The following is a 22,063-nucleotide window of genomic DNA, read 5'->3' as shown; positions in this document are numbered from 1 at the left end:
ATCACACTTCCATGATTTCGGCTTCCTTGGCCTTCAGCATCGCCTCGAGTCGGCCGATCTCCTCGTCGTGCACCTTCTGCAGATCCTTCTCGGCATGCTTCTTGTCGTCTTCCGACACGCCGTCGAGCTTCTTGATCTTGTCGCGCGCATCGGTGCGCGCGTGCCGCACGGCAATCTTGCCATCTTCCGCGAGCTTGTGGAGGATCTTCACGAGCTCCTTGCGGCGCTGTTCCGTCATGCTGGGCAAGGGTACGCGGATGATGCCGTTCTGGTGCGCCGGATCCAACCCGAGCTCCGACTCGCGGATCGCCTTTTCGATCACCTTTGCCTGCCCCTTGTCGAAGGGGGTGACGAGCAGGATGCGGGGTTCGGGGGCGGATACGGTGGCCACCTGATTGAGCGGCAGCAGCGAGCCGTAGGCTTCGACCTTGATGGTGTCCAGCATGTTCGGCGAGGCCTTCCCCGAGCGAACGCTCGAGAATTCCCGCTTGGCGTTGTCGAGGGCCTTGTCCATGCCGGCCTTCGCGTCCTTCAGGATCTGGGCAATGCTCATGAAACCAGTGTCCCTACGCGTTCGCCCTTGATGGCGCGCTCGATGGCACCGGGGCGGTGAAGGTTGAGTACGACGATCGGCAACTGATTCTCCTTGCACAGCGTGATGGCCGTCTGGTCCATCACCCGCAGCTCCTCGAGCATCACGTCGCGGTAGCTGATCGTCTCGTACAGGGTGGCGTTCGGGTCCTTCTTGGGATCGGCCGAGTATACGCCGTCGACGCTCGTGGCCTTGATGATGACATCCGCCTTCATCTGAATGGCCCGCAGTACCGCCGCCGTATCCGTGGAAAAATACGGGTTGCCCGTGCCGGCGGCAAAGATCACGGTGCGCCCCTTCTCGAAGTGCCGCAACGCCCGCCGGCGGATGTAGGGCTCCGCCAGCTCCTCCATGCGGATGGCGGTCATGACGCGGGTATCGAGCCCCTTCTTCTCCAGCACGTCCTGCAGCGCCATGGCATTGATGACGGTCCCCAACATGCCCATGTAGTCGGCACCGACGCGATCCATGCCCATCTGCGAGAGTTGCGTCCCGCGGACGATGTTGCCGCCACCGATCACCAGGCCGAGCTGCACGCCCATGCGCGCCACCTGCACGATCTGGTCGGCGAAGAACCCGATGCGTTCGAAATCGAATCCCACCCCTCGCTCTCCGGCGAGCGCTTCACCGGAGAGCTTGAGGAGAATGCGCCGAAAGCGCAGGTCGGCCCCGCCTTGCGCGCGCGCGCCGGTCGCGGATTGGCTCATGGCGTGTTACTCGGCGCCGAGCTGCAAGCGCGCGAAGCGGTCCACCGTGATTGCGCCACCCGCCTTCTTGCCATGGTCTGCGACCAGCTGCGCGATGGTGATGGCCGCGTCGCGCACCCACGGCTGCGGCATGAGCGTGACGTCCTTCAGGTACGCCTCCACCTTGCCCGTCGCGATCTTCTCGATCATGGCCTCCGGCTTCCCCGTCTCGCGGGCCTGCCCTTCCGCCACGCGCCGCTCGGCCTCGAGCTTCTCCGCGGGCACCCCGCTGCGGTCGACGGCAATGGGCGCTGACGCCGCGACATGCTCGGCGATGTACTTGACCAGTTCCTTCGTGGCCTCGTGGTTGGCCACCTCCGGGGAGGAGGCCGTCACCTGCACGATCGTGGCGAGCTTGCCATTGTGGTGGCGATACATCCCCACCTGGCCATTGGCCCCCGCGTCGAAGCGCACGGTGCGCTTCACATTGACCGCTTCGCCGGTCTTCGCTGCGGCCGCCTTCACGTACTCTTCAACGGACTCCGACGGGCTGCCGGTCATCGGTTCCGCGAGGAACGCCTCGATGTCGGCCGCCGTGGACTGCACCCGGTGGGCGAGGAGCGCGGTGACGATCTTGCCGAAGTCCTCATTGCGCGCCACGAAATCGGTTTCGCACGCCACCTCGATGAGCGCCGCGGACGTGCCGTGGTTGAACACGTCGCCCCCCACGATGCCCTCGCTGGTGGAGCGGTCGGCACGCTTCTCGGCTTTGGCAATGCCCTTCTTGCGGAGGTACTCGATGGCGGCGGTCATGTCGCCGTTGTTCTCCTCGAGCGCCTTCTTGCAATCCATCATGCCGGCGCCCGTGCGCTGGCGGAGTTCCGCTACGTCCTTGGCCGTGATCGCCATCGTCGAGTCCCTGTCTATCGCTGAAGTGTGCGTGGTCGGTACTGGGAGGGTACTGCTCTGTGCTACAACAACGCCGCCGGGAAGAGCCGGCGGCGTCGCGTTTCAACATCCCCGGCAGCGGCGCCAAGGGCCGCCGCCTTCGGAAACCGAGCGGAACGTCGCTGGTTACTCGGCGCTGTCGGCGGCACCGGCGTCAGTCTCGCCGGCGGGAGCGTCGCCCCCCTTGAGGCGCGCCGCGATCGCTTCCGGCTTCGCCCGCCGACGGCGCGGACGTCCGCCGCGCTCATTGCTGCCACCGCGGTCGCCGCCACCACGGTTCTCACCGCCACGGCCCCCACGATCACCGCGATCGGCGCGCTCCGCACCACGGTCGCTGGAGAACGTGTAGGTCTCCTGCTCCTCCTCCGACGGACGGCTGGGCGCCTCGCGACGCGCTTCGTCGATGGTATCGGCAATCACCTTGGTGATCAACTCCACCGACCGAATGGCATCGTCGTTGCCGGCGATGGGCACGGTGATAAGGTCCGGATCGGCGTTCGTGTCGACGATGGCCACGATCGGCACGCCCAGCTTGTTGGCCTCGGAGACGGCGATGCGCTCCTTCTTCGAGTCGATGATGAACAGCAGCCCCGGGAGGCGGTTCATCGACTTGATGCCCGAGAGGTACTTGGACAGCTTCTCGCGCTGACGCGACATGAGGAGCTGTTCCTTCTTGGTGTAGTTCGCGAGCGAGCCGTCTTCGCTGCCGGCTTCGAGCTCCTTCAGCTTCTTGACCTGCTTCTTGACCGTCTGGTAGTTGGTCAGCATGCCACCAAGCCAGCGCTCGGTCACGAACATGCCGCCGCAGCGCGCGGCTTCGTCGCGCACGATGGCGGCGAGCTGGCGCTTGGTGCAGACGAACAGCACGTTCTCGCCGCGCAGGACGACCTCGCGGACGAGCTTCTGCGCCAGTTCGATCTGGCGGAGCGTCTTCTGCAGGTCGATGATGTGGATGCCGTTGCGCTCGGCGAAGATGAACCGGCGCATCTTGGGGTTCCAGCGACGGGTCTGATGCCCGAAGTGGACGCCCGCGGCGAGCAGCTGCTCGAGGGACGGACTGGCCATGATGGGATACCTGGGTGTTTGGAGTCGTCCGTGATCGTCACCGCCGATGGCGACTGTGCCTCGAGGCACAGCACCCGCCATCGGCTCGGACCACGTGTGAGATATGCTGGGCAGTGCGCCGGGGAGGACCCCACCGGCGCCGTCTGCTTAGCGCTTCGAGAACTGGAAGCGCTTGCGGGCGCCAGCGCGGCCCGGCTTCTTGCGCTCGACTTCCCGCGCATCGCGCGTGAGCAGGCCGAACTCACGAAGCTTCTTCTTGTTCGTCTCGTCCACCTTCACGAGGGCGCGCGCCACCGCGAGGCGCACCGCCCCTGCCTGGCCCGACATGCCACCACCGTCCAGCACGGCCTTCACGTCGTACTTGCCGAGCGAGTCGGTGAGCGTGAACGGCTGCTGAATGGCCGACACCAGCGTCGGCCGGGGGAAGTAGTCACCCAGCGTACGACCGTTGACTTCCCACTTGCCCGTGCCGGGCGTGAGGTAGAGGCGGCACACCGCCTCCTTGCGACGGCCGACGGCGTTGATCTGTTCCGACATTACTTGGCCTCGGCAGTGGAGAAGGAAAGCTTGGCCGGGCTCTGCGCAATGTGCGGGTGCTCGGCGCCGGCGAAGACACGCAGCTTGCGGCGCAGCACCTGGCGACCGAGCGCGGTCTTCGGGAGCATGCCGTACACGGCCTTCTCGATCACACGCTCCGGGTGCTTCGCCAGCATCGTGGCGAACGGGGTGTGCTTCTCGTGGCCCATGTAGCCGGTGTGGCTGAAATAGGTCTTCTGCTCGGCCTTGCGGCCCGTGACCTGCACCTTGGACGCATTGATCACGATGACGAAGTCACCCGTGTCCATGTGCGGCGTGAACATGGGCTTGTGCTTGCCGCGGATGATCTTCGCGACTTCCGACGCGAGCCGGCCAAGGACCATCCCTTCCGCGTCGACGATGTACCACCGACGGTCGATATCCTTCGGGGTCGCGCTGTAGGTCTTCATGCTAACGTGATCCGTGCGTGTTGCGGAGAAGCCGTGGACCGTGGACACATCGCCCGCGGGTCGGCCCCCGGCAAAGGGTTTCTAAACAGACGACGGCGCACCTTCCGGCGCCTGTGCCTGAAAACGGGACAGACCCGTAGCTTACACAGCTCTGAAGTGCCTGTCAACGTGGAGCTTGTGCCAAAGTGCCCCGCCAGCCCCTGGCGGCCAAAGTCCCCCCTTGCCCACCCCCGCGCGCTTCCCCATCGTGCGCCCGGTATTTCGCCGGTAGCGATGAGGCTGCCGCCCCCTCAATCCGGAGTCGAGCATGTCGATGGTGTCGGAGTTCAAGGAATTCGCCATGAAGGGCAGCGTCATGGACCTCGCCATTGGCGTGGTCATCGGCGGCGCGTTCCAGAAAATCGTCGACAGTATGGTCAGCGACATCATCATGCCCGTGGTGGGACTGCTCACGGGGGGCATCGACTTCACCAATCGGTTCCTCACCGTTGGTGGGGGGACCTTCACCACCCTCGAGGACGCCAAGAAGGCCGGAGTGCCCACCGTCGCCTACGGCCTGTTCCTCAATCAGGTGCTCACCTTCCTGATCGTGGCGTTCACCCTGTTCCTGGTCATCAAGGGGGTGAACCGCATGCGCCGAAACGAACCCGCGAAGGGGTGAGTTGGGCGCCTGGCGCCCGACGGCAGGATCCGATCAGGGGGCCGCCAGCTCGATGAGCACGGCCCCCTTGTTCACGGCCTCCCCCGGTGTCACGCGAATCGCCATGACCACGCCGGCGGAGGATGCGCGAAGTTCGTTCTCCATTTTCATGGCCTCGATGACGGCCAACCCCTGGCCGGCACTGACGACGTCGCCAACGGACACGGCCACCCGTACCACCAACCCGGGCATCGGGGCCACGAGAGGCGCCGGCCCGCTCGAGACCGCCGCCGCCGCCGTCAAATCCTTGATCGCCCGCATGCGCTCGTCGAGCGCCTCGACCTCCAATCGGGCCCCATCGAGGTCCAGCTGCCACCGCCCCCGTTCGCTGCCACGGCGGGCGACCACCCGATGGATCTGTTCACCGATCCGCACCAGACGGACCGGGGTCCCGGGGATCGCGCTGAGCGATACCTCCACCCGCTCGCTGCCGATGGTCGCGTGGCCGGCGTCGAGCTCCACGGTCAGGCGTTCACCGTTGATGTCCACCAGGTATTTCATGCGATCTCCCGTCGCAGCACACACACGGTTTCCACGTGGGCCGTCTGCGGAAACATGTCGAAGCATCGCACCTCTCCCACCTGCCAGGAGGGAAGGCGCGCCAGATCCCGCGCCAGGGTGGCCGGGTCGCAACTGACGTACACGATGCCCTGCACGTCGCGCTGGGCCGGTGCTTCCAACCACCGCGCCACATCAGGGTGCAACCCACGCCGCGGCGGATTGACCACCACCACCTGCACAGGCAGGTCGAGCGTTCCAACCGCCTCTTCCATCAGGTCGCACACCACCCGCCCGTTCGCCGCCTGTTCGCCCAGCGCCTCCAATCGCGCCGCCGCGGCACCCGCCCCGGCCCGGTCGGCCTCCACCGCCACGACCGTCACGCCTGCCGCCGCCAGACGCGCCGAAAGCAGGCCGCTCCCTGCGTACCCGTCAAGCACGCGGCGCGGCCCGAACGACTGCACGGCGCCAAAAACGAACTCCCGCAGTCGGTCAGCCACATCGTCGTTCACCTGGGCAAACGCCATCGCCTCTCGCGCCTGCGGCGCATACTCGGGCACCGGACGCTCGCTGGCGGGGGGCTCCGCCACACGATCGGGTGTCCACCAGACCCCCCGTATACGATCGTCGGCCTGGTGCACAGCATCGGCCCACCGCCGTTCATCCGGCCAGGCGGTCCCCCCCTCGATCACCACGCTCACCCCGGGGGATGCATCGGGCACCTTGGGGGCATCGAGACGCAGGTGCAACCGCAGCATTTCCACCGGGCTGACGCCCCCCGAGGGAAGCGCCACCCCCGGCAAGCCCATCTCGCCGGCGCGCAGCACGGCGCGCACGGCTGTCCACACGGCAACAAGGGTAGGATTCGCAATCCGACAGGTCTCGAGCGGGAAGATGCGCGTGGCGTCGTCATGCGGGTGCAGGCCGCCAACCCAGCTGGCACCACGGCGGCGCAACGTGAGCGACAGGCGACTGCGATACTCCCACGCCGCCCCGTACTCGAGCGTCGGCAGGGGCACCGTCCGTCGCCCAATGCGGGCCAACGTCTCCTGCACGATATGGCGGCGTGCCGTGCGCTGCGCCTCCAGCGACAGGTGTTGCAGTTGGCAACCGCCGCACCGGTCCCGCTCGTAGTGCACGCACTCGGGCGCGACCCGGTCGGGAGACGGCGTCAGGACCTGCAACACGCGGCCCCGCCCGTGGCGCGCGTGTGTCACGTACGCCACCTGCACCACGTCGCCAGGTGCCGTGCGCGGCACGAACACGGCCAACCCCTCGCTTCGCCCAACGCCATCCCCTCCGGCCGCGATCCGGTCGATGGTGACGACGTGTACGGACTCCGGAAGACGCGTGGAGCGAGGTGCGCCGCCCGCTCGCCCGCGGGGAGCACGGCGTTTCACGAGCGGCGCAGCCCCTCGCGGCGCGCCTCCGCGACCCACGACGGGCGGTCCGGCGTGGCGCCAGCGAACGGCGCGCCGTCACCGCGGCGGTCTGCGCTGCCGGTCCGCCCTGCGGTGCGCTCCTCGTGCGCCACCAAGGCAGCGGCGATGGCGGCAAGCTTCAAGGTTGCCGCATCGGCGCGGGGCGCCGTGAGGGACGAGAGCCGCTGCTCGAGCCACTGGATGCTGATGTCCCCGGACTGAAACTCGGGATCGTCCATGACGCGAAGATGGAAGCCTCGCGATGTCTCGATCCCGTCAATGGTGAGCTCATGCAGCGCGCGTCGCATGCGCGCGATCGCCAGCGCACGCGTTGGCGCATGAACGATGAGCTTGGCCAACATCGGATCGTAGTGCAGCCCCACCTCGCTGCCTGCCTCGATGCCGCCGTCCCATCGGACGCCGGGACCGCTCGGCAAGTGCAGATACTCGATGCGCCCGGTACTCGGCAGGAATCCGTTCTCCGGATCCTCACTCGTGATGCGACACTCGATGGCCCAGCCGCGCGGCGTGAACTCCTGCTGGGCAAACGGGAGTGCCTCACCGGCCGCCACGCGAATCTGCCACTGCACCAGGTCGAGCCCCATGACCAGCTCCGTCACCGGATGCTCGACCTGAATACGGGTGTTCATCTCCAGGAAGTAGAACTGCCCATCGCGATCGAGGAGGAATTCGCAGGTGCCGGCATTCACGTACCCGGCCGCCCGTGCCGCCGCCACCGCGGTCGCCCCCATGCGCGCCCGAAGCTCCGGCGTGACCGCCACACTGGGGGCCTCCTCGATCATCTTCTGGTGACGGCGCTGCACAGAGCATTCGCGTTCGCCCAGATGCACCACGTTGCCGTGCGTGTCGGCGAGCACCTGGATCTCCACATGTCGAGGCCCCTCGATGTACTTCTCGAGGTACACCGCATCGTCTCCGAAGGCGTTCCGGGCCTCGCGACGAGCGCTGTCGAGGGCGCCGGCCAGTTCGTCGGGAGTGCGGACGATGCGCATCCCCTTGCCGCCACCTCCCGCGGCCGCCTTGAGCAGCACCGGAAACCCATAGGTCGCGGCGATGGCCAGCGCCTCGGCCGCATCCTTCACCCCTTCGGTGTTGCCGGGCACCACGGGAACGCCGGCGGCCATGGCGAGCTGCCGTGCGGCAGTCTTGCTCCCCATGGCCTCGATGGCTTCGGCCGGGGGGCCGATGAAGACGAGGCCGGCCTCACGCACCGCACGCGCAAACCATGCGCGCTCTGACAGGAATCCGTACCCCGGGTGCACGGCCTCGGCCCCCACCCGCTTGGCCACCTCGATGAGGCGCGCTCCGACCAGATACGATTGGCTCGACGGCGCCGGCCCCACGAGCACGGCCTCGTCGGCCTCCCGCACGTGCGGCGCAGCCGCGTCGGCCTCGGAGTACACGGCCACCGTCTTCACACCCAGTTCCTGACAGGCACGAATGACGCGCAAGGCGATCTCGCCCCGGTTGGCCACCAGAATCTTCGTGAACATCGCGCGGCTCACAGCGGCAGGTTTCCGTGCTTCTTGGGCGGGTTCCGATCACGCTTGCCACGCAAGGTGGCGAGCGCCTCGATGAGGCGCGGACGGGTCTCCCGTGGATCGATCACATCGTCGACATAGCCACGCGCCGCGGCGATGTAGGGATTGGCGAACTTCTCCGTATACTCGGCCACCCGGGCGTCGAGGGCCGCCTGCGGATCGGCCGCCTCCGCGATCTCCCTGCGGTAGAGGATCTCCACGGCTCCCTTCGGTCCCATGACGGCGATCTCCGCCGTTGGCCACGCCACGTTGTAATCACCGCGAATGTGCTTCGAACTCATCACGTCGTATGCGCCGCCGTAGGCCTTGCGCGTGATGACCGTGAGCTTCGGCACCGTCGCCTCGCAGTAGGCATACAGCAATTTGGCACCATGCTTGATGATGCCGCCGTGCTCCTGGGCCACGCCGGGAAGGAACCCCGGGACGTCCTCGAAGGTGACGAGCGGAATGTTGAAGCAATCGCAGAAGCGTACGAACCTCGCGGCCTTGAGGGAGGCGTTGATGTCCAGTACACCGGCCAGCACGGCCGGCTGGTTCGCCACGATGCCTACGCTGTGGCCGCCGAGGTGCGCAAACCCCACGAGAATGTTGGCGGCATAATCCGGCTGCACTTCGTAGAAGTGCCCGTCATCGACGATGCGGGTGATGACCTCGCGCATGTCATACGGCTTGTTCGGATTGTCAGGCACCACGTCCAGCAGCGACGCCTCGCGACGGTCACTGGGATCCCGGCCGGCGCCACGCGGCGGATCTTCCACGTTGTTGCTGGGCACGTAGCGGAAGAGCTCCCGGATATGCTGCAGGCAGGCCAGCTCCGAATCGCAGGCGAAGTGCGCCACGCCGCTGGTGCCGGCATGCGTGTCGGCCCCGCCCAGCTGCTCCATGGTCACATCCTCGTGCGTGACCGTCTTCACGACGTTGGGCCCGGTGACGAACATGTAGCTCGTGCCCTTCACCATGTAGATGAAGTCGGTAATGGCGGGCGAATACACCGCCCCACCGGCGCACGGACCGAGAATGGCGGAAATCTGCGGAATGACCCCCGACGCCAGGGTATTCTTGAGGAAGATGTCCGCGTAGCCACCGAGGGACACCACCCCTTCCTGAATGCGCGCGCCCCCGGAATCATTGAGCCCGATCACCGGAGCGCCGTTTCGCAGGGCGAGATCCATGACCTTGCAGATCTTGGCCGCGTGCGCTTCCGAGAGCGACCCGCCGAACACGGTAAAGTCCTGGGAGAAGACATAGACCAGTCGCCCCTCGACCCGCCCATGGCCGGTCACCACACCGTCCCCGTAAATGGGAGACTCGCCCTCACCGAGCGTCCGCGACGTGACGAACCGATCGAGTTCCACAAAGGAGCCGTCGTCGAGGAGCACGTCGAGACGCTCGCGTGCCGAGAGCTTGCCCTTCGCGTGCTGCTGCGCAATGCGTGCGGCACCGCCGCCGAGTTCCGAAGCCTCGCGCGCGCCCGCGAGGCGATCAAGCTTGTCGCGCATGGCCGATGGGGGAGTGGAATGGGTCATGCCGCGGGAAGCTAGCGCGCGCCACGCGAAAAACGAGGAGCCGATCCAATTCGGACCGGCTTCGCGCGACCGCGTCGGGGTCCCTGCAGGGCGGGGGCAGGCCGCAGCCCGACGCTTCCCGTTACGGGGCATCGATGATCGGGAAGGTCACCTTCACCCGGACCCGCGTGGCACTGCCCGCGGCCGGATTGACATCGAGGGGGGTAACGACCGTTTTCGCGGCCTCGCCGAGCGCCGTTTTCGTGGCGTCGCCGAGCGCCGTTTTCGTGGCGTCGACGACGTGCACGGTTCCGTGGGCGACCTTGGCGTTGTGGCCCACCATGCCTCGGCGCGTCATCATGCCCACCACGCCGCGGTTCCTGAGATCCGCCCGGGAGGCATCCTGTATGCGGTGGCTCCTCAGGATCACTGGATCACCACGAACCACGCGGGGCAGCGACATGACTGCCGGATACGTCGTCATTCTCTGTCGTCGAGGGCGACGGGCTTGCGCCCAGACCATAGCGGCCCGGGCCAATGCTGACTGCCGCGTTCCTCTCGTCGACAGGGTATATTGTCACATTCCCGGCACAGTGGTCGCCGCGCACCGACCTGCTGCTCCTGCGAGCCGGGTTCGCCGGAACGTGCCTTGCGAGGGGGGGCGCGCGTCCTTGTACCGACGTGATCTCCGCTTTCCCACCCCGAGTCCTTCCCATGTCCGACTCTCCCGACCTTCACGACGACGCCCCGGCACGGCGCACCCTGTTTCTCGCGGCGTGGCTGCTCATGCTGGTCCCGTTCGTTCAGGCCGCGTCGCAGATCTGGCCCCTTCAGCTCGGCAACATTCAGTGGCGGTTTGGCGCTGCCAATGCCTTGTCGAGCGTCCTTTTGCTCCCGTTCCTCGGTCTCAGCCTGCTTCTGGTACTTGCCCGGTCGCTAGAACGGCAGGGGCTGGCGCGTCTGGTGGGCTCGCTGGCGGCCCTCTTCTGCCTCGGCATTCTGGGCTCGGTGGTCCTGTTCGTGCTCGATGCGCAGGAACTCAAGAGCATCGTGAGTTCGCAGATGGCTGGCCAGTTCACGATGACGACAGCCCGCGTTGCGCTCGTGAGTGTGCTTTTCGTCTTCGGCTTTCTGTTGCTTGCCGTGTTCGGCTTCGCATCGCTCGGGCACCAGCGAAAGGACGCGGCAAGGAAGACCCGACGAGCGGAAACGGAAGGGCCGGAGAGTGATTCGCCGCTCATCGTGGGCCGGTGACGCCTCCGCGTTCACTGCCGTTGCATGGCGGGAAGACCTCGTTTTCCGGCGCATCTCCGGTGCCTGATCCCTCGTAAACAGGTGGGCTGGCACGGGACTGGCGCCGGAAATGCGACGGCCCCGGCATCCTGAGGATGCCGGGGCCGTCTGCCCTACACCGCGCAATGGCGCTGATTTACAGCCCGAGTTCGTCTTCCGAGCTGTGCACCTTGCTCGGCTCGGCCGGCTTGGGCGGCTGCTCTTCCGGCACCGACGTGACGGCCAGGACGATCCGGCGGTGGATGGGATCCACCTCGAGGACGCGCATGACGAGATTCATCGTCTCCCACGCAAAGTCCGCGGGATTGGTGACCGTGCCTTCCGGGTTGAGCTGGCTGACCGGCACGAAGCCCTCGATGTCGTTGCCGAGATCGACGACCACGCCCTTGTCCATGAGACGCACGACCTTGCCGGGGAGCTCCGTGCCCACCGGGTAGGTCTCACCGATGCGAAGCCACGGATCTTCCTCGGCCTGCTTGAGGCCGAGCGAGATGCGCTTGTTTTCGCTGTCGATGTTGAGAATGACCACATCCACGGCGTCGCCCTTCTTCACGACTTCCGACGGGTGCTGGACGCGCTTGGTCCAGGACATATCGGAGATGTGAATGAGGCCGTCGATGCCCGGCTCGATTTCCACGAAGGCGCCGAACGACGTGAGGTTGCGGACCTTGCCGTTGATGCGGGTGCCCACGGGGTACTTGAGCGGCAGGATGACCCACGGATCCTGCTCGGTCTGCTTCATGCCCAGCGAGATCTTCTCTTCGGTCTCGTCGACCTTGAGCACCACCGCCTCGATGGCTTCACCGATCGACACGATCTTGGACGGATGGCGCACGTTGCGCGTCCAGCTCATCTCCGAGATGTGCACGAGGCCCTCGATGCCCGGCTCGAGCTCGATGAAGGCGCCGTAGTTCGTGATGGACACGACCTTGCCGTTGACGCGCGTACCGACCGGGTACTTGGCGGCGACGTCCTTCCACGGGTAGCTCTGGAGCTGCTTGAGGCCGAGCGAGATACGCTCGCGCTCCCAATCGATATCGAGCACCTTGATCTCGAGCTCCATGCCGATCTGGACCATCTCGCTCGGATGCGAGATGCGGCCCCACGACATGTCGGTGATGTGGAGCAGGCCGTCCACGCCACCAAGGTCGATGAACGCCCCGAAGTCGGTGATGTTCTTGACCACGCCCTTCCGCACCTGGTCCTTCGCGAGCTCCTTCATGAGCTTCTCGCGCTTGCCCGCGCGTTCGGTCTCGAGGATCACGCGACGCGACACGACGATGTTGCGGCGGCGCTTGTTGAGCTTGATGATCTTGAATTCGTACTTCTGACCGAGCAGCTCGTCGATATTGGGCACGCGACGGAGCGCGATCTGCGAGCCCGGGAGGAACGCGTCCACGCCCATGAGGTCCACGACCACGCCACCCTTGATCTTCTTGACGAGGGTGCCTTCGACCGGCTGATCACTCTCGTAGGCCACGCGGATGCGCTCCCACACGCGCATGAAGTCGGCCTTCTTCTTGGACAGGACGACCGAGCCTTCCTGGTCCTCGAGGTGCTCGAGCAGGACTTCAACTTCATCGCCCGCCTTGAGGTCGGGCATGTCCTTGAATTCTTCGAGCGGAATCGTGCCTTCGGACTTGAAGCCGATATCCAGCACGACCAGGTTCTCGCGAATCTCGAGAACGTGCGCCTTGACGATTTCCCCTTCTTCGATCGACGCGAGCGTGCCGTTGTACAACTCCAGCATGCGCTCGTACTCGTCGGACGTGAACTCGTCCTCTTCGTACAGCTCGGGGCGGCGGTTCGCGAGGGGGCGCAGCTGGCTCTTCTGCAGGTCGCGCTTCTCGCGCGCCGTCAGCTTGCCGTACACGGGCGCGTCGTCGTTGAGGTCCGCTTCTTCGGCGGCGGCGATTTCAGCGGCGAGCTCGGGGCTCAGTTCAGTGCTCATACGGTGAGATTTCTCCAGAATCGCGGAACTGCACTCGCCGCGCCGAGATGAGGGGAAGAGGGAAATGCCGGAACCCCGAAACATAGGGGGGGCCAGAGTGGGCTACAAGCCCATGGAACCCGGAACCCACCCCCCGACCGCTTTCCCGGCACGCGAGCAGTGCCTGGCCGGTGGGAACGTCAGCGTCGCAGCCGCTCCCGTGCCGCCCTCGCGAGCGCCACGATACGCTCCACCTGTTCCGCCTGCGTGACGGTCGTGGTATCGATCGTGATCGCATCGCGAGCAGGAGCGCTCTGGGTCGCATCCTGCGCGTCGCGCGCCACGAGCGCCTCGGCCTCTTCGGCGATCTCGGCATCGGTCGGGCGCCGTCCGAGGCGCTGCACGAGGCGGCGACGGGCGCGTTCCCAGGTGTCCGCCACGAGAAACACCTTGAGCTGGGCGGCAGGGAACACCGCCGTCCCAATGTCCCGGCCGTCGACCACGACATCCACCGCGGCTCCCGCTGCCCTCACCTGTCCGTTCACCCACTCGCGCACCGCGGGCATCGCGGCGACCCGCGACACCGTCCTGGTCACCGCACTGCCCCGCAGCAGTTCGTCTTGATCGCGTCCATCTACCAAGGGGAGCACCGACCGTTCGGTCAAGCGCCAGCTGATCCGGGAGGCGCGCGCCAACAACGATTCCGCCGTCCAGTATTCGGGCGGCTCGCCCGACTCGACCGCGAGAAACGCCAGCGCGCGATAGAAGGCGCCGGAATCGACATGACGGACATCGAGCGTCTTGGCTACCCACTGCGCCGTGGAACTCTTGCCGGACGCTGCCGGCCCGTCGATGGCAATCACGAGCGGCGCGTGCTGACTGCCGCTCACCGCGACCGCGGCTCCCTGCGAGGTGGCGGCCGTCAGGTCCCGCCAGAAGGCGGGATACGACACCGCGACGCACCCGGGATCGTCAATGGTGAGCTGATTCCCCGGCAGCGCCCCCAGTACCCCGAACGCCATGGCGAGACGGTGATCGCCGTGCGTGACCACATGGCCGGTCAACGGCCGCAGGGAGCCGACCACCCGCATGCCGTCCGGACGCTCCTCGGCTTCCACCCCGAGCGCGCGAAGGTTGTCCACGACAGCCCGAATGCGGTCGCTTTCCTTGACACGCAGTTCCTGGGCATCCCGGATCACGGTTACGCCCTCGGCGCGTGATGCCAGGCAGGCCAGCATGGGCAGCTCATCGATGCAGCGCGGGATCTCGTCGCCACCAATCTCGGTACCCACCAGACGCGAGGGCCGGACGATGAGAGTCCCGAGCCGTTCCCCACCCACGTCCCGGTCATCTTCGACGCGCACGTGGGCCCCCATGCGCCGCAAGACATCGAACGCGCCGGTGCGCGTCGGATTGCAGCAGACGTCTTCGAGCCGAAGTGCTCCTTCGTCGGCCAACGCGGCGAGACAGGCGAAGAACGTCGCCGAGGAGGGGTCGGCCGGCACGGAGACGTCGGCGGGGAGCACCCGCTGCGCCGCTGCCAGCGTGACCCCGGAATCGGTACACTCGAGCGCCACGCCGCGCGCGCGCAGCATGCGCTCGCTGTGGTCACGTGATCGCACCGGCTCCTCAACCGTGACTTCCACGCCAGCCGCGAGCCCCGCGAGCAGCAGGGCGCCCTTGACCTGCGCACTGGCATGGCGGTTGACGTACCGGATGGCCGTGAGTGGCGCACCCTGCACGCGCATTGGGAGGCCATCATGGCCTGGGGGACCCTCGAACACGATGCGAGCGCCCATCTGACCGAGCGGCCCCGTGACGCGACGCATTGGCCGACGGCTGAGACTGGCGTCTCCCTCGAACCGGGCCTCCCGACCCGCCAGCCCGGCAATGAGTCCGGCAAGGAGTCGCGTGGTGGTCCCGCTGTTGGCGCAATCGAGGGCGCCTTCGGGAGAGTGCAGCGCCGCCAATCCGCGTCCCCGCACGACGAAGTCATCGCTGAGGGCGGGCAGATCGACTCCCATGGCGCGCAGCGCCGCGGCGGTCGCATGCACGTCGGCCGACGGCAGGATGCCGCGGATGCGGGAGGGGCCATCGGCCATGGCCGCAAAAATGAGGGCGCGGTGACTGATGGACTTGTCCCCCGGCGCGCGGACGGTGCCCTGCACCGTCAATCGAAGCACGCCACTCAACGCAGCCACGCCTCCAGCGCCGTGGCGGCATCGGTCTTGTCATCGCGATACTTCACGATGACCGGTGTCTGCAACGACAGCCCCTGCGCCTCGCCGAAGGCCGACGATACCCGACGCGCTCCCGGCACCACGACCGCCCCCTCCGGTATGATGAGCGGGTGGTCGCCCGTGGCCCGGTGCACCGTTTCCTTTACCAGGTCGTAGACCGGCGTCCCGCGCGTCAGGATCACGCCGGCCCCCAGCACGGCCCGGCTGCGGACCACCGTACCTTCGTAGACACCGCAGTTCCCGCCCACGATCACGTCATCCTCGATCACCACCGGGGAGGCGTTGATGGGTTCGAGCACGCCCCCGATCTGCGCTGCGGCGCTCAGGTGTACCCGCTCGCCAATCTGCGCGCAGCTACCCACCAGCGCATGGGAGTCGACCATGGTCCCGCGTCCCACGTGGGCACCGACATTGATGTACATGGGAGGCATGCACACGACGTTCGGCGCCAGGTAGGCGCCGCGGCGCACAGTGGAGCCGCCCGGCACGATCCGTACCCCGTGCTCCAGCCGAAATTCGCGCGGGGGATACGTATGCTTGTCCATGAAGCTGAACGGCGCCTGCGCCGACATCTCCGCCACGCGTCCAATGCGAAAGCCGAGGAGAATGGCCCGCTTGACCCACGCCACCGCATGCCAGTTCCCCGCCTCATCACGACGTGCAGCCCGGATATCGCCCCGTTCAAGGTGGGCCATGGCCGTGTCGAACAGCTGCTGCGCATCGTGCACCAGCGGGGCACCGCTGTCGAGCAGGAGGGGATCGTTGAAGCGCGCTTCGAGATCGGCAACGGAGAGTGCCATGAGCAGAGCGACCCGGGAGGAGTAGACGGAGAGGAGTACTCAGGAGAGGAGCGACGCCTGCACCAGCACGTCACGCACCGACGCGCGGAGCGCATCGGCGAGCGGCACGAGAGGAGCGCGCACGACATCCTGCACGCGCCCCATCATGGCCAGCATCGCTTTGGCCGGAATGGGATTCGACTCGACGAAGCAGGCATCTACCAGCGGGGCAAGCGCGGCATCGAGTTGCCGTGCCAGCGGCAGCTCCTGACGGCGCATGGCGTCGCAGAGCGCTGCCATGCGCGCCGGCGCCACGTTCGCGACCCCCGAGATGACGCCCTCCCCGCCGTGCGCCATGAGCGCGAGCGTGAAGCTGTCGTCGCCGGAGAGCACGGCAAAGCCTGACGGGCGTTCCCGAATGATGGTCGTCATTTGCGACAGGTTTCCGCTGGCTTCCTTGACCGCCACGAAGCGCGGATCCTGCGCGAGCGTGAGCGTCGTGGCCGCTTCCATGTTCACCGCCGTGCGCCCCGGCACATTGTACAGCACGATCGGCAGGTCGCAGGCGTCGGCGATGGCCCGGAAGTGCGCGATGAGCGCCCGCTGGGGTGGCTTGTTGTACATCGGTGTCACCTGCAGCAGGTGCGTGGCGCCGATGGCCCGCATCTCGCGCGACATGGCAATGGCGCGCTGCGTGTCGTTCGACCCCGCCCCCGCGACGACCGGGATACGGCCGTTCACCTGCTCGACGGTGATCTCCACCACCCGGCGATGCTCGGCCGGGGTGAGGGTGGCTGCCTCACCGGTGGATCCACAAGGCACCACCATATGCACGCCGGCGACCACCTGCCATTCCACCAGCGCCCGCAGCGCGGCCTCGTCGATGGCGCCGGACACAGTGAACGGCGTCACGATGGCGGTACCGCAGCCATGGAGCATGGTGGTGGACTGAGGGGCGTTCATGGGAGGGATGGCATCGGGGCGAGCACGTCGCGCATGGTGTAGAGGGCCGGCGGCCGCGGAGCGGCAAGCCAGCGCGCCGCCGTCAGTGCACCGTCGGCAAACACCCGCCGGTCCCGGGCTTCATGTCGCAGGGAGATCTGCTCGAAGGCGGCATCGAGCAGCACCTCATGGGTACCGGGAACACTCCCCACGCGAATACTGGAGACGGGCACGGTTCGCCCGAGACCGTCCTCCACCCGCTCCCCGATGGCCATGGCGGTCCCCGAGGGCGCGTCCATCTTGGCGGCGTGATGCGTCTCCACAATGTGCACGTCGAAGCCGGCGACCTCGCGCGCGCGCCGTGCAGCGTCCTCCACGATGGCGAGAAACAGCTGCACCCCCACGGAGAAGTTCGGTGACCAGAGCGCCCGACCGCCGTGCCGCCGTACCGCGGCCTCCAGTACGGGCAGATCGTGATTCCAGCCCGTCGTGCCGACCACCACCGGACAGCCGAGGGCCAGCAGCGCGGCGGTGTTGGCGAGGGCCGAGGCGGGCGTCGTGAACTCGATCGCCACCTCCGCCTCGCGGAGATCCGCCGCCGAGAGGCCGCGCGCCATCTCCACGGTGTCGAGCCGCGCGACGATTTCGCAGCCCCGCTCGGGGGCGAGCGCCTCGAGCGCCCGCCCCATGCGTCCCATGCCCACCAGGGCCACCCGGACCGGCTGCCCCACGATCGGGGTCACGGGGTCTGCTCGAAGAAGGTCGCGTGCAGTCGCTGCATGGCGGCCACGACCTGATCATCATCGATGACCAGCGTGAAGTTGATTCCCGTGGCACTCAGCGACGCCATGTGCACGGGAATGGGCCCGAGCGCGGCGAGCGCCTGTGCAATGGCCTGACTCCCGTCGGCGATCCCCGCGCCTACGATCGCCAGCAGCCCGGCCCGCGGCGATACCGACACATCACCAAATGCCGCGAGATCCTGCAGGATGGCGCCGAGATTCGTCGCGTCGTCGAGCGTCACCGACACCGAAACCTCGGAGGTAGTCACCACATCCACCGAAGTGCGATGGGTCTCGAACACCTCGAAGACCCGCCGGAGAAATCCGGGCGCGAGCAACATGCGCGATGAGCGCAGCTTGACCATCGTGGTCGCGCGCTTGCCGGCAATGGCCCGCACCGGAAGACGCGGCGCGTCGAAGGCGATCATGGTTCCCCTCGCGGCGGGATTGCGCGAGTTGAACACGTACACCGGGATTCCGCGCTGCACCGCCGGCGCGATGGTGGCCGGATGCAGCACCTTCGCCCCGAAGGCGGCCAACTCCGCAGCCTCGTCGAAGCTGATGCGCTCGATGAGGCGCGCCCCTGGGATGATGCGGGGATCCGCAGTGAGCATGCCATCCACGTCGGTCCAGATCTCGATGGCCGTGGCGTCAATGGCCGCCCCCACGAGCGAGGCCGAGTAGTCGGAACCGCCGCGGCCGAGGGTGGTGGTGACGCGGGCGGCCGTGGCCCCCACGAACCCTCCCATGACCGGAATCCGATTCTGGAGCACGAGCGGGACGAGGCGCTCCTGCGCCAGCCGCGCAATCTCCTCGACGTCCGGCTCGGCCTTCGTGAAGAAATCGTTGGTGCGCATCACGTCACGCGCGTCCACGCAGACCGCATCGAAGCCGCGGGCGCGGAAGGTGGCGGCAACAATCTGCGAGGAGAGCAACTCACCGATGGCCGCGACGGCATCGAGGGATCGCGGCGTGAGGTACCCGAGCGTCTTGAACGCCTCGGCCAGATGGGCGAGTTCGTCGAAGGTGGTGCCCACCTCGACCGCCACATCCTCGGCGTCGTGCGAACCGGCGAGCAGGGCGCGGGCCTCGCGGAGGTGGCGATCGCGCAGCTGCTCGATGAGCTGGAGTGCCGAGAGCAACTCACCGCCGGCGGCCTTGTTGGCAATGTCGAGCAGCATGTTGGTGGCGCCTCCAAGGGCCGAGACCACCACGACCGGCTGCTGCTCCCGCTTGGTGGCGATGATGTCGACCACGCGCGAAATGGCCGCCGCGTCGGCCACGCTGGTGCCACCGAACTTGCAGACGATCACGGGCGGGCGAGCTCCGCGAGGCGTCCGCTCTTCATCAGCAGTTCGGCGTTGAGGATCGACCCCCCGGCAGCGCCGCGCACGACATTGTGTGACATCGCCACGAGCTTGAGATCGAACAGGGTGTCCGCCCGCACCCGACCGATGGTGGTGGACATGCCGCGCCCGGCGTCGACATCGCGACGCGGCTGCGGGCGATCGGCTTCGTCGCGCACGATGAGCGCCTGTGCAGGGGCAGACGGCAGTCCGTGCACCGCCTCATGGCCGCGCCACGCGCGCAACGCGGCCAGCGCCTGCTCAGGGCTCGGCCGGGTGGCAAAGGCCACCGACATGCACACGGTGTGCCCATGCTCCACGGGAACCCGGTTGGCGTGCGCACTGGTCACGATGTCGGCACAAGCGATGCGATCGCCGTCGTAGCGTCCCAACAACTTGTTGAGTTCCGACTCGATCTTCGGTTCCTCATCGTTGATGAACGGCACCACATTGCCGAGGATGTCGAGCGACGGCACACCCGGATAACCGGCGCCGGAGACCGCCTGCATCGTGGTGGCGAACACCTTGGTCACGGTGAACGCCTCGTGCAGTGGCGCGAGCGCGGCCGCCATGACGGTCGTGGCGCAGTTGGCGTTCGTCACGATCGCCCCACGCCATCCCCGCTGGACACGCTGACGATCGAGCAGGGCCAGGTGATCGGCATTCACTTCCGGAATGACGAGCGGCACGTCGTCGGCCATGCGGTAGTTCTTGGCGTTCGACAACACCAATCGACCGGCGCGCGCAAAGGCGGCCTCCACATCGCCGGCCACGCCGGAGTCCAGCGCCGAGAAGACGATGGGCGCGGTGATCTCGTCCGGCGTGCAGTTCTTCACGATGAGCGCGCCGACACCGGCGGGCATGTGGCCCTCGAGCCAGCGCGCGGCGTCACCGTAGCGCTTCCCCGCACTGCGCTCGGAGGCGGCCACATCGACGAGATCGAACCAGGGATGCGCGTCGAGCAGACGAATGAACGCCTGCCCAACGGCGCCCGTCGCGCCAAGCACCGCAACGGGCCAGCGGGGAGGAGTGGAAGTCATGCGAGCAGGGTGCGAACGATGCGAACGTAGGCGTCAACCGACGCCTCGAGTTCCGCCACATCGATGTACTCGATGGGCGTGTGGGCCACGTGGATTGAGCCGGGACCGAAGAGGAGCGGCGCCCCCCAACGATCGAGCAGCGGGATATCACTGGTGTACGCCACCGGCTCCACCTCGAAGCCGGGAATGGTCTGGAACCGCTGGGCCGGAATGTGCGACCCCCATACCAACTCGGCCCGATCCGCGGCCCACGCCGTGAATGCCGCCCGTACCGGTTCCACGTCGCCGACGAGTCGAATCATGATCTCGGCTTCCGCGAGTCCCGGCACGATGTTGGCCTCGGTGCCCGCGCGCAGGACGCCAATGTTGTACGTGGTGGCGCCGAGCACCGGATCGGCGGGCAGCGCGAGCGCCCGCAGTTGCGGCAGCAGGTCGAGCATGGCCTCGAGGGCGCTTTCCCCAAGGTGTGCATAGGCCGAATGCGCCTCCTTTCCGCGGACGCGGACAATGACGCGCTGCGCCCCCTTGCACCCGACTGCCAACTTGCTTTCCGTGGGCTCGCCGTTGACCAGATACCGGCTGGTGGGGGCAAGGCGATTCGCGGCGCGCGCGCCGGGCGACCCCTTCTCTTCCCCCACCACGAAGAGCAGGTCGACGCGATCCTCCCCTGCCTCCGCGAGTCGTTGGGCCGCCATCATCATGGCCGCCGCTATCCCCTTGGCATCACAGGCACCGCGCCCATACAGCCGCGTGCCTTCGAGACGAGGGGGAACGAACGGGGGAACCGTGTCGAGATGCGTGGACAGGGTAACCCCGCCACCACGGCGCGTGGCCCACAGATTGGAGCGCCCCGGCTCGACTTCCTGCAGCGAAACGGTCCAGCCTTGGGCGAGACACCAGCGCGACACGAAATCGACCGCATCCCGCTCGCGGCCGGTGGTCGATTCGATGGACAGGAGCTCGGTGGCGAGTGTGACGACGTCGGACATGCACACAACATACATGCAACCGACGCCTTGGCGCGCCCCCGCCGTAACGTACCGTGCGCCGCGTGCCGTACAGCGCATGCGACACACCGCGTGCGGCTCACGCCGACGGCCGCGACGCTGGCGGCCAGCGCGCCGCTACGGCCTGGCGAGATGCTCGCGAATGATCTGCGTCAGGCGCGCGTCGTCCATGTCGTCATCCCACCCTGGAGGCACGAGCGCAATGACGCGGTCCGCACCGGAGTTGCACTCGATGGCCACGTGCGCCGTGCCCAAAGCCGCGGCGCGCTCGCGCTGCTCCGCCGGCACTTCCGGCAACTCGAGGCAGATCCAGGTGGTACCCTGCTTGTCCGACACCGTACGCACGACCGCTCCGGGAAGGGGGGAGAGAGGAATGCCCGCAAACTACCGATGCACGCCGACGAGCGTGAGTCGGACCAGTAGGGGTGCAGGTCATGCGCCGCGCAGTACCCGGAGCGGGACTCGAACCCGCACACCCTCGCGGATAAGGGATTTTAAGTCCCTCGCGTCTACCGATTTCGCCATCCGGGTACACACCAGGCGCAAGCGGGATCGCGCCGTCCGGCACGCCCCGGCACCGCCACCAAGACAAAACGGGAGCGCGGTGGCGCTCCCGTTGTCGCAGACTGTCATTGCTCTCGACCACCTGTGGTCAGAGCGGGAAACGGGACTCGAACCCGCGACCCCAACCTTGGCAAGGTTGTGCTCTACCAACTGAGCTATTCCCGCATGCACCGAGCA

The 22,063-nt window shown here is 67.1% G+C and carries 21 protein-coding genes, 2 tRNA genes and 1 pseudogene; 2 read left to right on the top strand and 22 right to left on the bottom strand.

The features are described from left to right. Position 1: 1 nt before the first annotated feature. From frr to rplM, 6 genes are all read right to left on the bottom strand, one after another. Complete coding sequence (gene frr / locus LW840_RS10650; RefSeq protein ID WP_291261008.1) at positions 2 to 553, bottom strand: ribosome recycling factor; 552 nt, start codon at positions 551 to 553, stop codon at positions 2 to 4. Beyond that, entirely contained in the window at positions 550 to 1,299 is a 750-nt protein-coding gene (gene pyrH, locus LW840_RS10645) for a UMP kinase (protein WP_291261009.1), read from the bottom strand. The genes frr and pyrH overlap by 4 nt, the downstream gene beginning before the upstream one ends. Positions 1,300 to 1,305: 6 nt before the next feature. Continuing rightward, the gene (gene tsf, locus LW840_RS10640; protein ID WP_291261010.1) at positions 1,306 to 2,187 is read right to left on the bottom strand and encodes a translation elongation factor Ts; all 882 of its coding nucleotides are present in this window, start codon (positions 2,185 to 2,187) and stop codon (positions 1,306 to 1,308) included. A 165-nt stretch (positions 2,188 to 2,352) separates the two neighbouring features. Then, positions 2,353 to 3,291 carry a 30S ribosomal protein S2 gene (rpsB, locus tag LW840_RS10635; RefSeq protein ID WP_291261011.1) on the bottom strand — a complete coding sequence of 313 codons (939 nt, stop codon included), beginning with the start codon at positions 3,289 to 3,291 and terminating at the stop codon, positions 2,353 to 2,355. A gap of 147 nt (positions 3,292 to 3,438) precedes the next feature. Continuing rightward, entirely contained in the window at positions 3,439 to 3,828 is a 390-nt protein-coding gene (gene rpsI, locus LW840_RS10630; protein WP_291261012.1) for a 30S ribosomal protein S9, read from the bottom strand. After that, positions 3,828 to 4,277 (bottom strand): 50S ribosomal protein L13, encoded by a 450-nt coding sequence (gene rplM, locus LW840_RS10625; protein ID WP_291261013.1) that lies wholly within the window; start codon positions 4,275 to 4,277, stop codon positions 3,828 to 3,830. Before rplM ends, rpsI begins: the two co-directional genes overlap by 1 nt. Positions 4,278 to 4,590: 313 nt before the next feature. Between rplM and mscL the strand changes: the two are divergent. Beyond that, positions 4,591 to 4,923 (top strand): annotated as a pseudogene (gene mscL / locus LW840_RS10620) (large conductance mechanosensitive channel protein MscL); the annotation flags it as partial. A gap of 48 nt (positions 4,924 to 4,971) precedes the next feature. Here the strand turns inward: mscL and LW840_RS10615 are convergent. The 5 genes from LW840_RS10615 to LW840_RS10595 all read right to left on the bottom strand — a co-directional run bounded on the left by LW840_RS10615 (position 4,972) and on the right by LW840_RS10595 (position 10,426). Continuing rightward, a complete protein-coding gene (locus LW840_RS10615; protein ID WP_291261015.1) occupies positions 4,972 to 5,478 on the bottom strand; it encodes a biotin/lipoyl-containing protein in 507 nt (168 codons plus the stop codon). Continuing rightward, positions 5,475 to 6,740: a hypothetical protein gene (locus tag LW840_RS10610; protein ID WP_291269671.1), complete on the bottom strand. Its 1,266-nt coding sequence runs from the start codon at positions 6,738 to 6,740 to the stop codon at positions 5,475 to 5,477. Before LW840_RS10610 ends, LW840_RS10615 begins: the two co-directional genes overlap by 4 nt. 131 nt (positions 6,741 to 6,871) lie before the next feature. Further along, entirely contained in the window at positions 6,872 to 8,422 is a 1,551-nt protein-coding gene (gene accC / locus LW840_RS10605; protein WP_291276962.1) for an acetyl-CoA carboxylase biotin carboxylase subunit, read from the bottom strand. Beyond that, positions 8,419 to 9,957 (bottom strand): acyl-CoA carboxylase subunit beta, encoded by a 1,539-nt coding sequence (locus LW840_RS10600; RefSeq protein WP_345780904.1) that lies wholly within the window; start codon positions 9,955 to 9,957, stop codon positions 8,419 to 8,421. The genes accC and LW840_RS10600 overlap by 4 nt, the downstream gene beginning before the upstream one ends. Positions 9,958 to 10,105: 148 nt before the next feature. Then, a complete protein-coding gene (locus LW840_RS10595) occupies positions 10,106 to 10,426 on the bottom strand; it encodes a hypothetical protein (RefSeq protein WP_291276960.1) in 321 nt (106 codons plus the stop codon). A gap of 251 nt (positions 10,427 to 10,677) precedes the next feature. On the opposite strand from LW840_RS10595, the gene LW840_RS10590 reads away from it, so the two are divergent. Continuing rightward, positions 10,678 to 11,217, top strand: coding sequence for a hypothetical protein (locus tag LW840_RS10590; RefSeq protein WP_291261020.1), 540 nt, complete (start codon positions 10,678 to 10,680; stop codon positions 11,215 to 11,217). A gap of 175 nt (positions 11,218 to 11,392) precedes the next feature. Here LW840_RS10590 and LW840_RS10585 read toward each other — a convergent pair whose 3' ends face one another. The 11 genes from LW840_RS10585 to LW840_RS10535 all read right to left on the bottom strand — a co-directional run bounded on the left by LW840_RS10585 (position 11,393) and on the right by LW840_RS10535 (position 22,051). After that, positions 11,393 to 13,207, bottom strand: a complete 1,815-nt coding sequence (locus LW840_RS10585; protein ID WP_291261021.1) for a 30S ribosomal protein S1 — start codon at positions 13,205 to 13,207, stop codon at positions 11,393 to 11,395. 179 nt (positions 13,208 to 13,386) lie between these two features. Next, a complete protein-coding gene (aroA, locus tag LW840_RS10580; RefSeq protein ID WP_291276959.1) occupies positions 13,387 to 15,369 on the bottom strand; it encodes a 3-phosphoshikimate 1-carboxyvinyltransferase in 1,983 nt (660 codons plus the stop codon). A 5-nt stretch (positions 15,370 to 15,374) separates the two neighbouring features. Then, positions 15,375 to 16,226, bottom strand: coding sequence for a 2,3,4,5-tetrahydropyridine-2,6-dicarboxylate N-succinyltransferase (locus LW840_RS10575; RefSeq protein ID WP_291266575.1), 852 nt, complete (start codon positions 16,224 to 16,226; stop codon positions 15,375 to 15,377). Between the two features lie 39 nt (positions 16,227 to 16,265). After that, positions 16,266 to 17,168 (bottom strand): 4-hydroxy-tetrahydrodipicolinate synthase, encoded by a 903-nt coding sequence (gene dapA / locus LW840_RS10570; RefSeq protein ID WP_291276958.1) that lies wholly within the window; start codon positions 17,166 to 17,168, stop codon positions 16,266 to 16,268. Continuing rightward, the gene (locus tag LW840_RS10565; RefSeq protein ID WP_291261025.1) at positions 17,165 to 17,890 is read right to left on the bottom strand and encodes a dihydrodipicolinate reductase C-terminal domain-containing protein; all 726 of its coding nucleotides are present in this window, start codon (positions 17,888 to 17,890) and stop codon (positions 17,165 to 17,167) included. Before LW840_RS10565 ends, dapA begins: the two co-directional genes overlap by 4 nt. Further along, complete coding sequence (gene lysC / locus LW840_RS10560) at positions 17,887 to 19,242, bottom strand: lysine-sensitive aspartokinase 3 (protein ID WP_291276957.1); 1,356 nt, start codon at positions 19,240 to 19,242, stop codon at positions 17,887 to 17,889. Before lysC ends, LW840_RS10565 begins: the two co-directional genes overlap by 4 nt. Continuing rightward, the gene (gene asd / locus LW840_RS10555; RefSeq protein WP_291261027.1) at positions 19,239 to 20,315 is read right to left on the bottom strand and encodes an aspartate-semialdehyde dehydrogenase; all 1,077 of its coding nucleotides are present in this window, start codon (positions 20,313 to 20,315) and stop codon (positions 19,239 to 19,241) included. The genes lysC and asd overlap by 4 nt, the downstream gene beginning before the upstream one ends. Beyond that, a complete protein-coding gene (locus LW840_RS10550; protein WP_291261028.1) occupies positions 20,312 to 21,304 on the bottom strand; it encodes a M20/M25/M40 family metallo-hydrolase in 993 nt (330 codons plus the stop codon). The genes asd and LW840_RS10550 overlap by 4 nt, the downstream gene beginning before the upstream one ends. Positions 21,305 to 21,439: 135 nt before the next feature. Then, complete coding sequence (locus LW840_RS10545; protein WP_291266571.1) at positions 21,440 to 21,667, bottom strand: hypothetical protein; 228 nt, start codon at positions 21,665 to 21,667, stop codon at positions 21,440 to 21,442. A gap of 102 nt (positions 21,668 to 21,769) precedes the next feature. Continuing rightward, positions 21,770 to 21,853 (bottom strand) — tRNA-Leu (locus LW840_RS10540). A 125-nt stretch (positions 21,854 to 21,978) separates the two neighbouring features. Then, positions 21,979 to 22,051 (bottom strand) — tRNA-Gly (locus tag LW840_RS10535). Positions 22,052 to 22,063 lie beyond the last annotated feature (12 nt).

Source organism: Gemmatimonas sp., from assembly GCF_021298855.1.
In the GTDB taxonomy this organism is placed as follows: domain Bacteria; phylum Gemmatimonadota; class Gemmatimonadetes; order Gemmatimonadales; family Gemmatimonadaceae; genus Gemmatimonas.
This window is presented reverse-complemented; position numbering and strand designations above follow the sequence as displayed.

Coding starts and splice junctions, on each gene's coding strand:
- dapA (WP_291276958.1), bottom strand. CDS start 17,168: ATGAACGCCCCTCAGTCCACCACCATGCTCCATGGCTGCGGTACCGCC.
- LW840_RS10550 (WP_291261028.1), bottom strand. CDS start 21,304: ATGTCCGACGTCGTCACACTCGCCACCGAGCTCCTGTCCATCGAATCG.
- rpsB (WP_291261011.1), bottom strand. CDS start 3,291: ATGGCCAGTCCGTCCCTCGAGCAGCTGCTCGCCGCGGGCGTCCACTTC.
- rplM (WP_291261013.1), bottom strand. CDS start 4,277: ATGAAGACCTACAGCGCGACCCCGAAGGATATCGACCGTCGGTGGTAC.
- LW840_RS10590 (WP_291261020.1), top strand. CDS start 10,678: ATGTCCGACTCTCCCGACCTTCACGACGACGCCCCGGCACGGCGCACC.
- LW840_RS10615 (WP_291261015.1), bottom strand. CDS start 5,478: ATGAAATACCTGGTGGACATCAACGGTGAACGCCTGACCGTGGAGCTC.
- LW840_RS10595 (WP_291276960.1), bottom strand. CDS start 10,426: ATGTCGCTGCCCCGCGTGGTTCGTGGTGATCCAGTGATCCTGAGGAGC.
- rpsI (WP_291261012.1), bottom strand. CDS start 3,828: ATGTCGGAACAGATCAACGCCGTCGGCCGTCGCAAGGAGGCGGTGTGC.
- tsf (WP_291261010.1), bottom strand. CDS start 2,187: ATGGCGATCACGGCCAAGGACGTAGCGGAACTCCGCCAGCGCACGGGC.
- LW840_RS10600 (WP_345780904.1), bottom strand. CDS start 9,957: ATGCGCGACAAGCTTGATCGCCTCGCGGGCGCGCGCGAGGCTTCGGAA.
- LW840_RS10585 (WP_291261021.1), bottom strand. CDS start 13,207: ATGAGCACTGAACTGAGCCCCGAGCTCGCCGCTGAAATCGCCGCCGCC.
- LW840_RS10575 (WP_291266575.1), bottom strand. CDS start 16,226: ATGGCACTCTCCGTTGCCGATCTCGAAGCGCGCTTCAACGATCCCCTC.
- pyrH (WP_291261009.1), bottom strand. CDS start 1,299: ATGAGCCAATCCGCGACCGGCGCGCGCGCGCAAGGCGGGGCCGACCTG.
- asd (WP_291261027.1), bottom strand. CDS start 20,315: ATGACTTCCACTCCTCCCCGCTGGCCCGTTGCGGTGCTTGGCGCGACG.
- frr (WP_291261008.1), bottom strand. CDS start 553: ATGAGCATTGCCCAGATCCTGAAGGACGCGAAGGCCGGCATGGACAAG.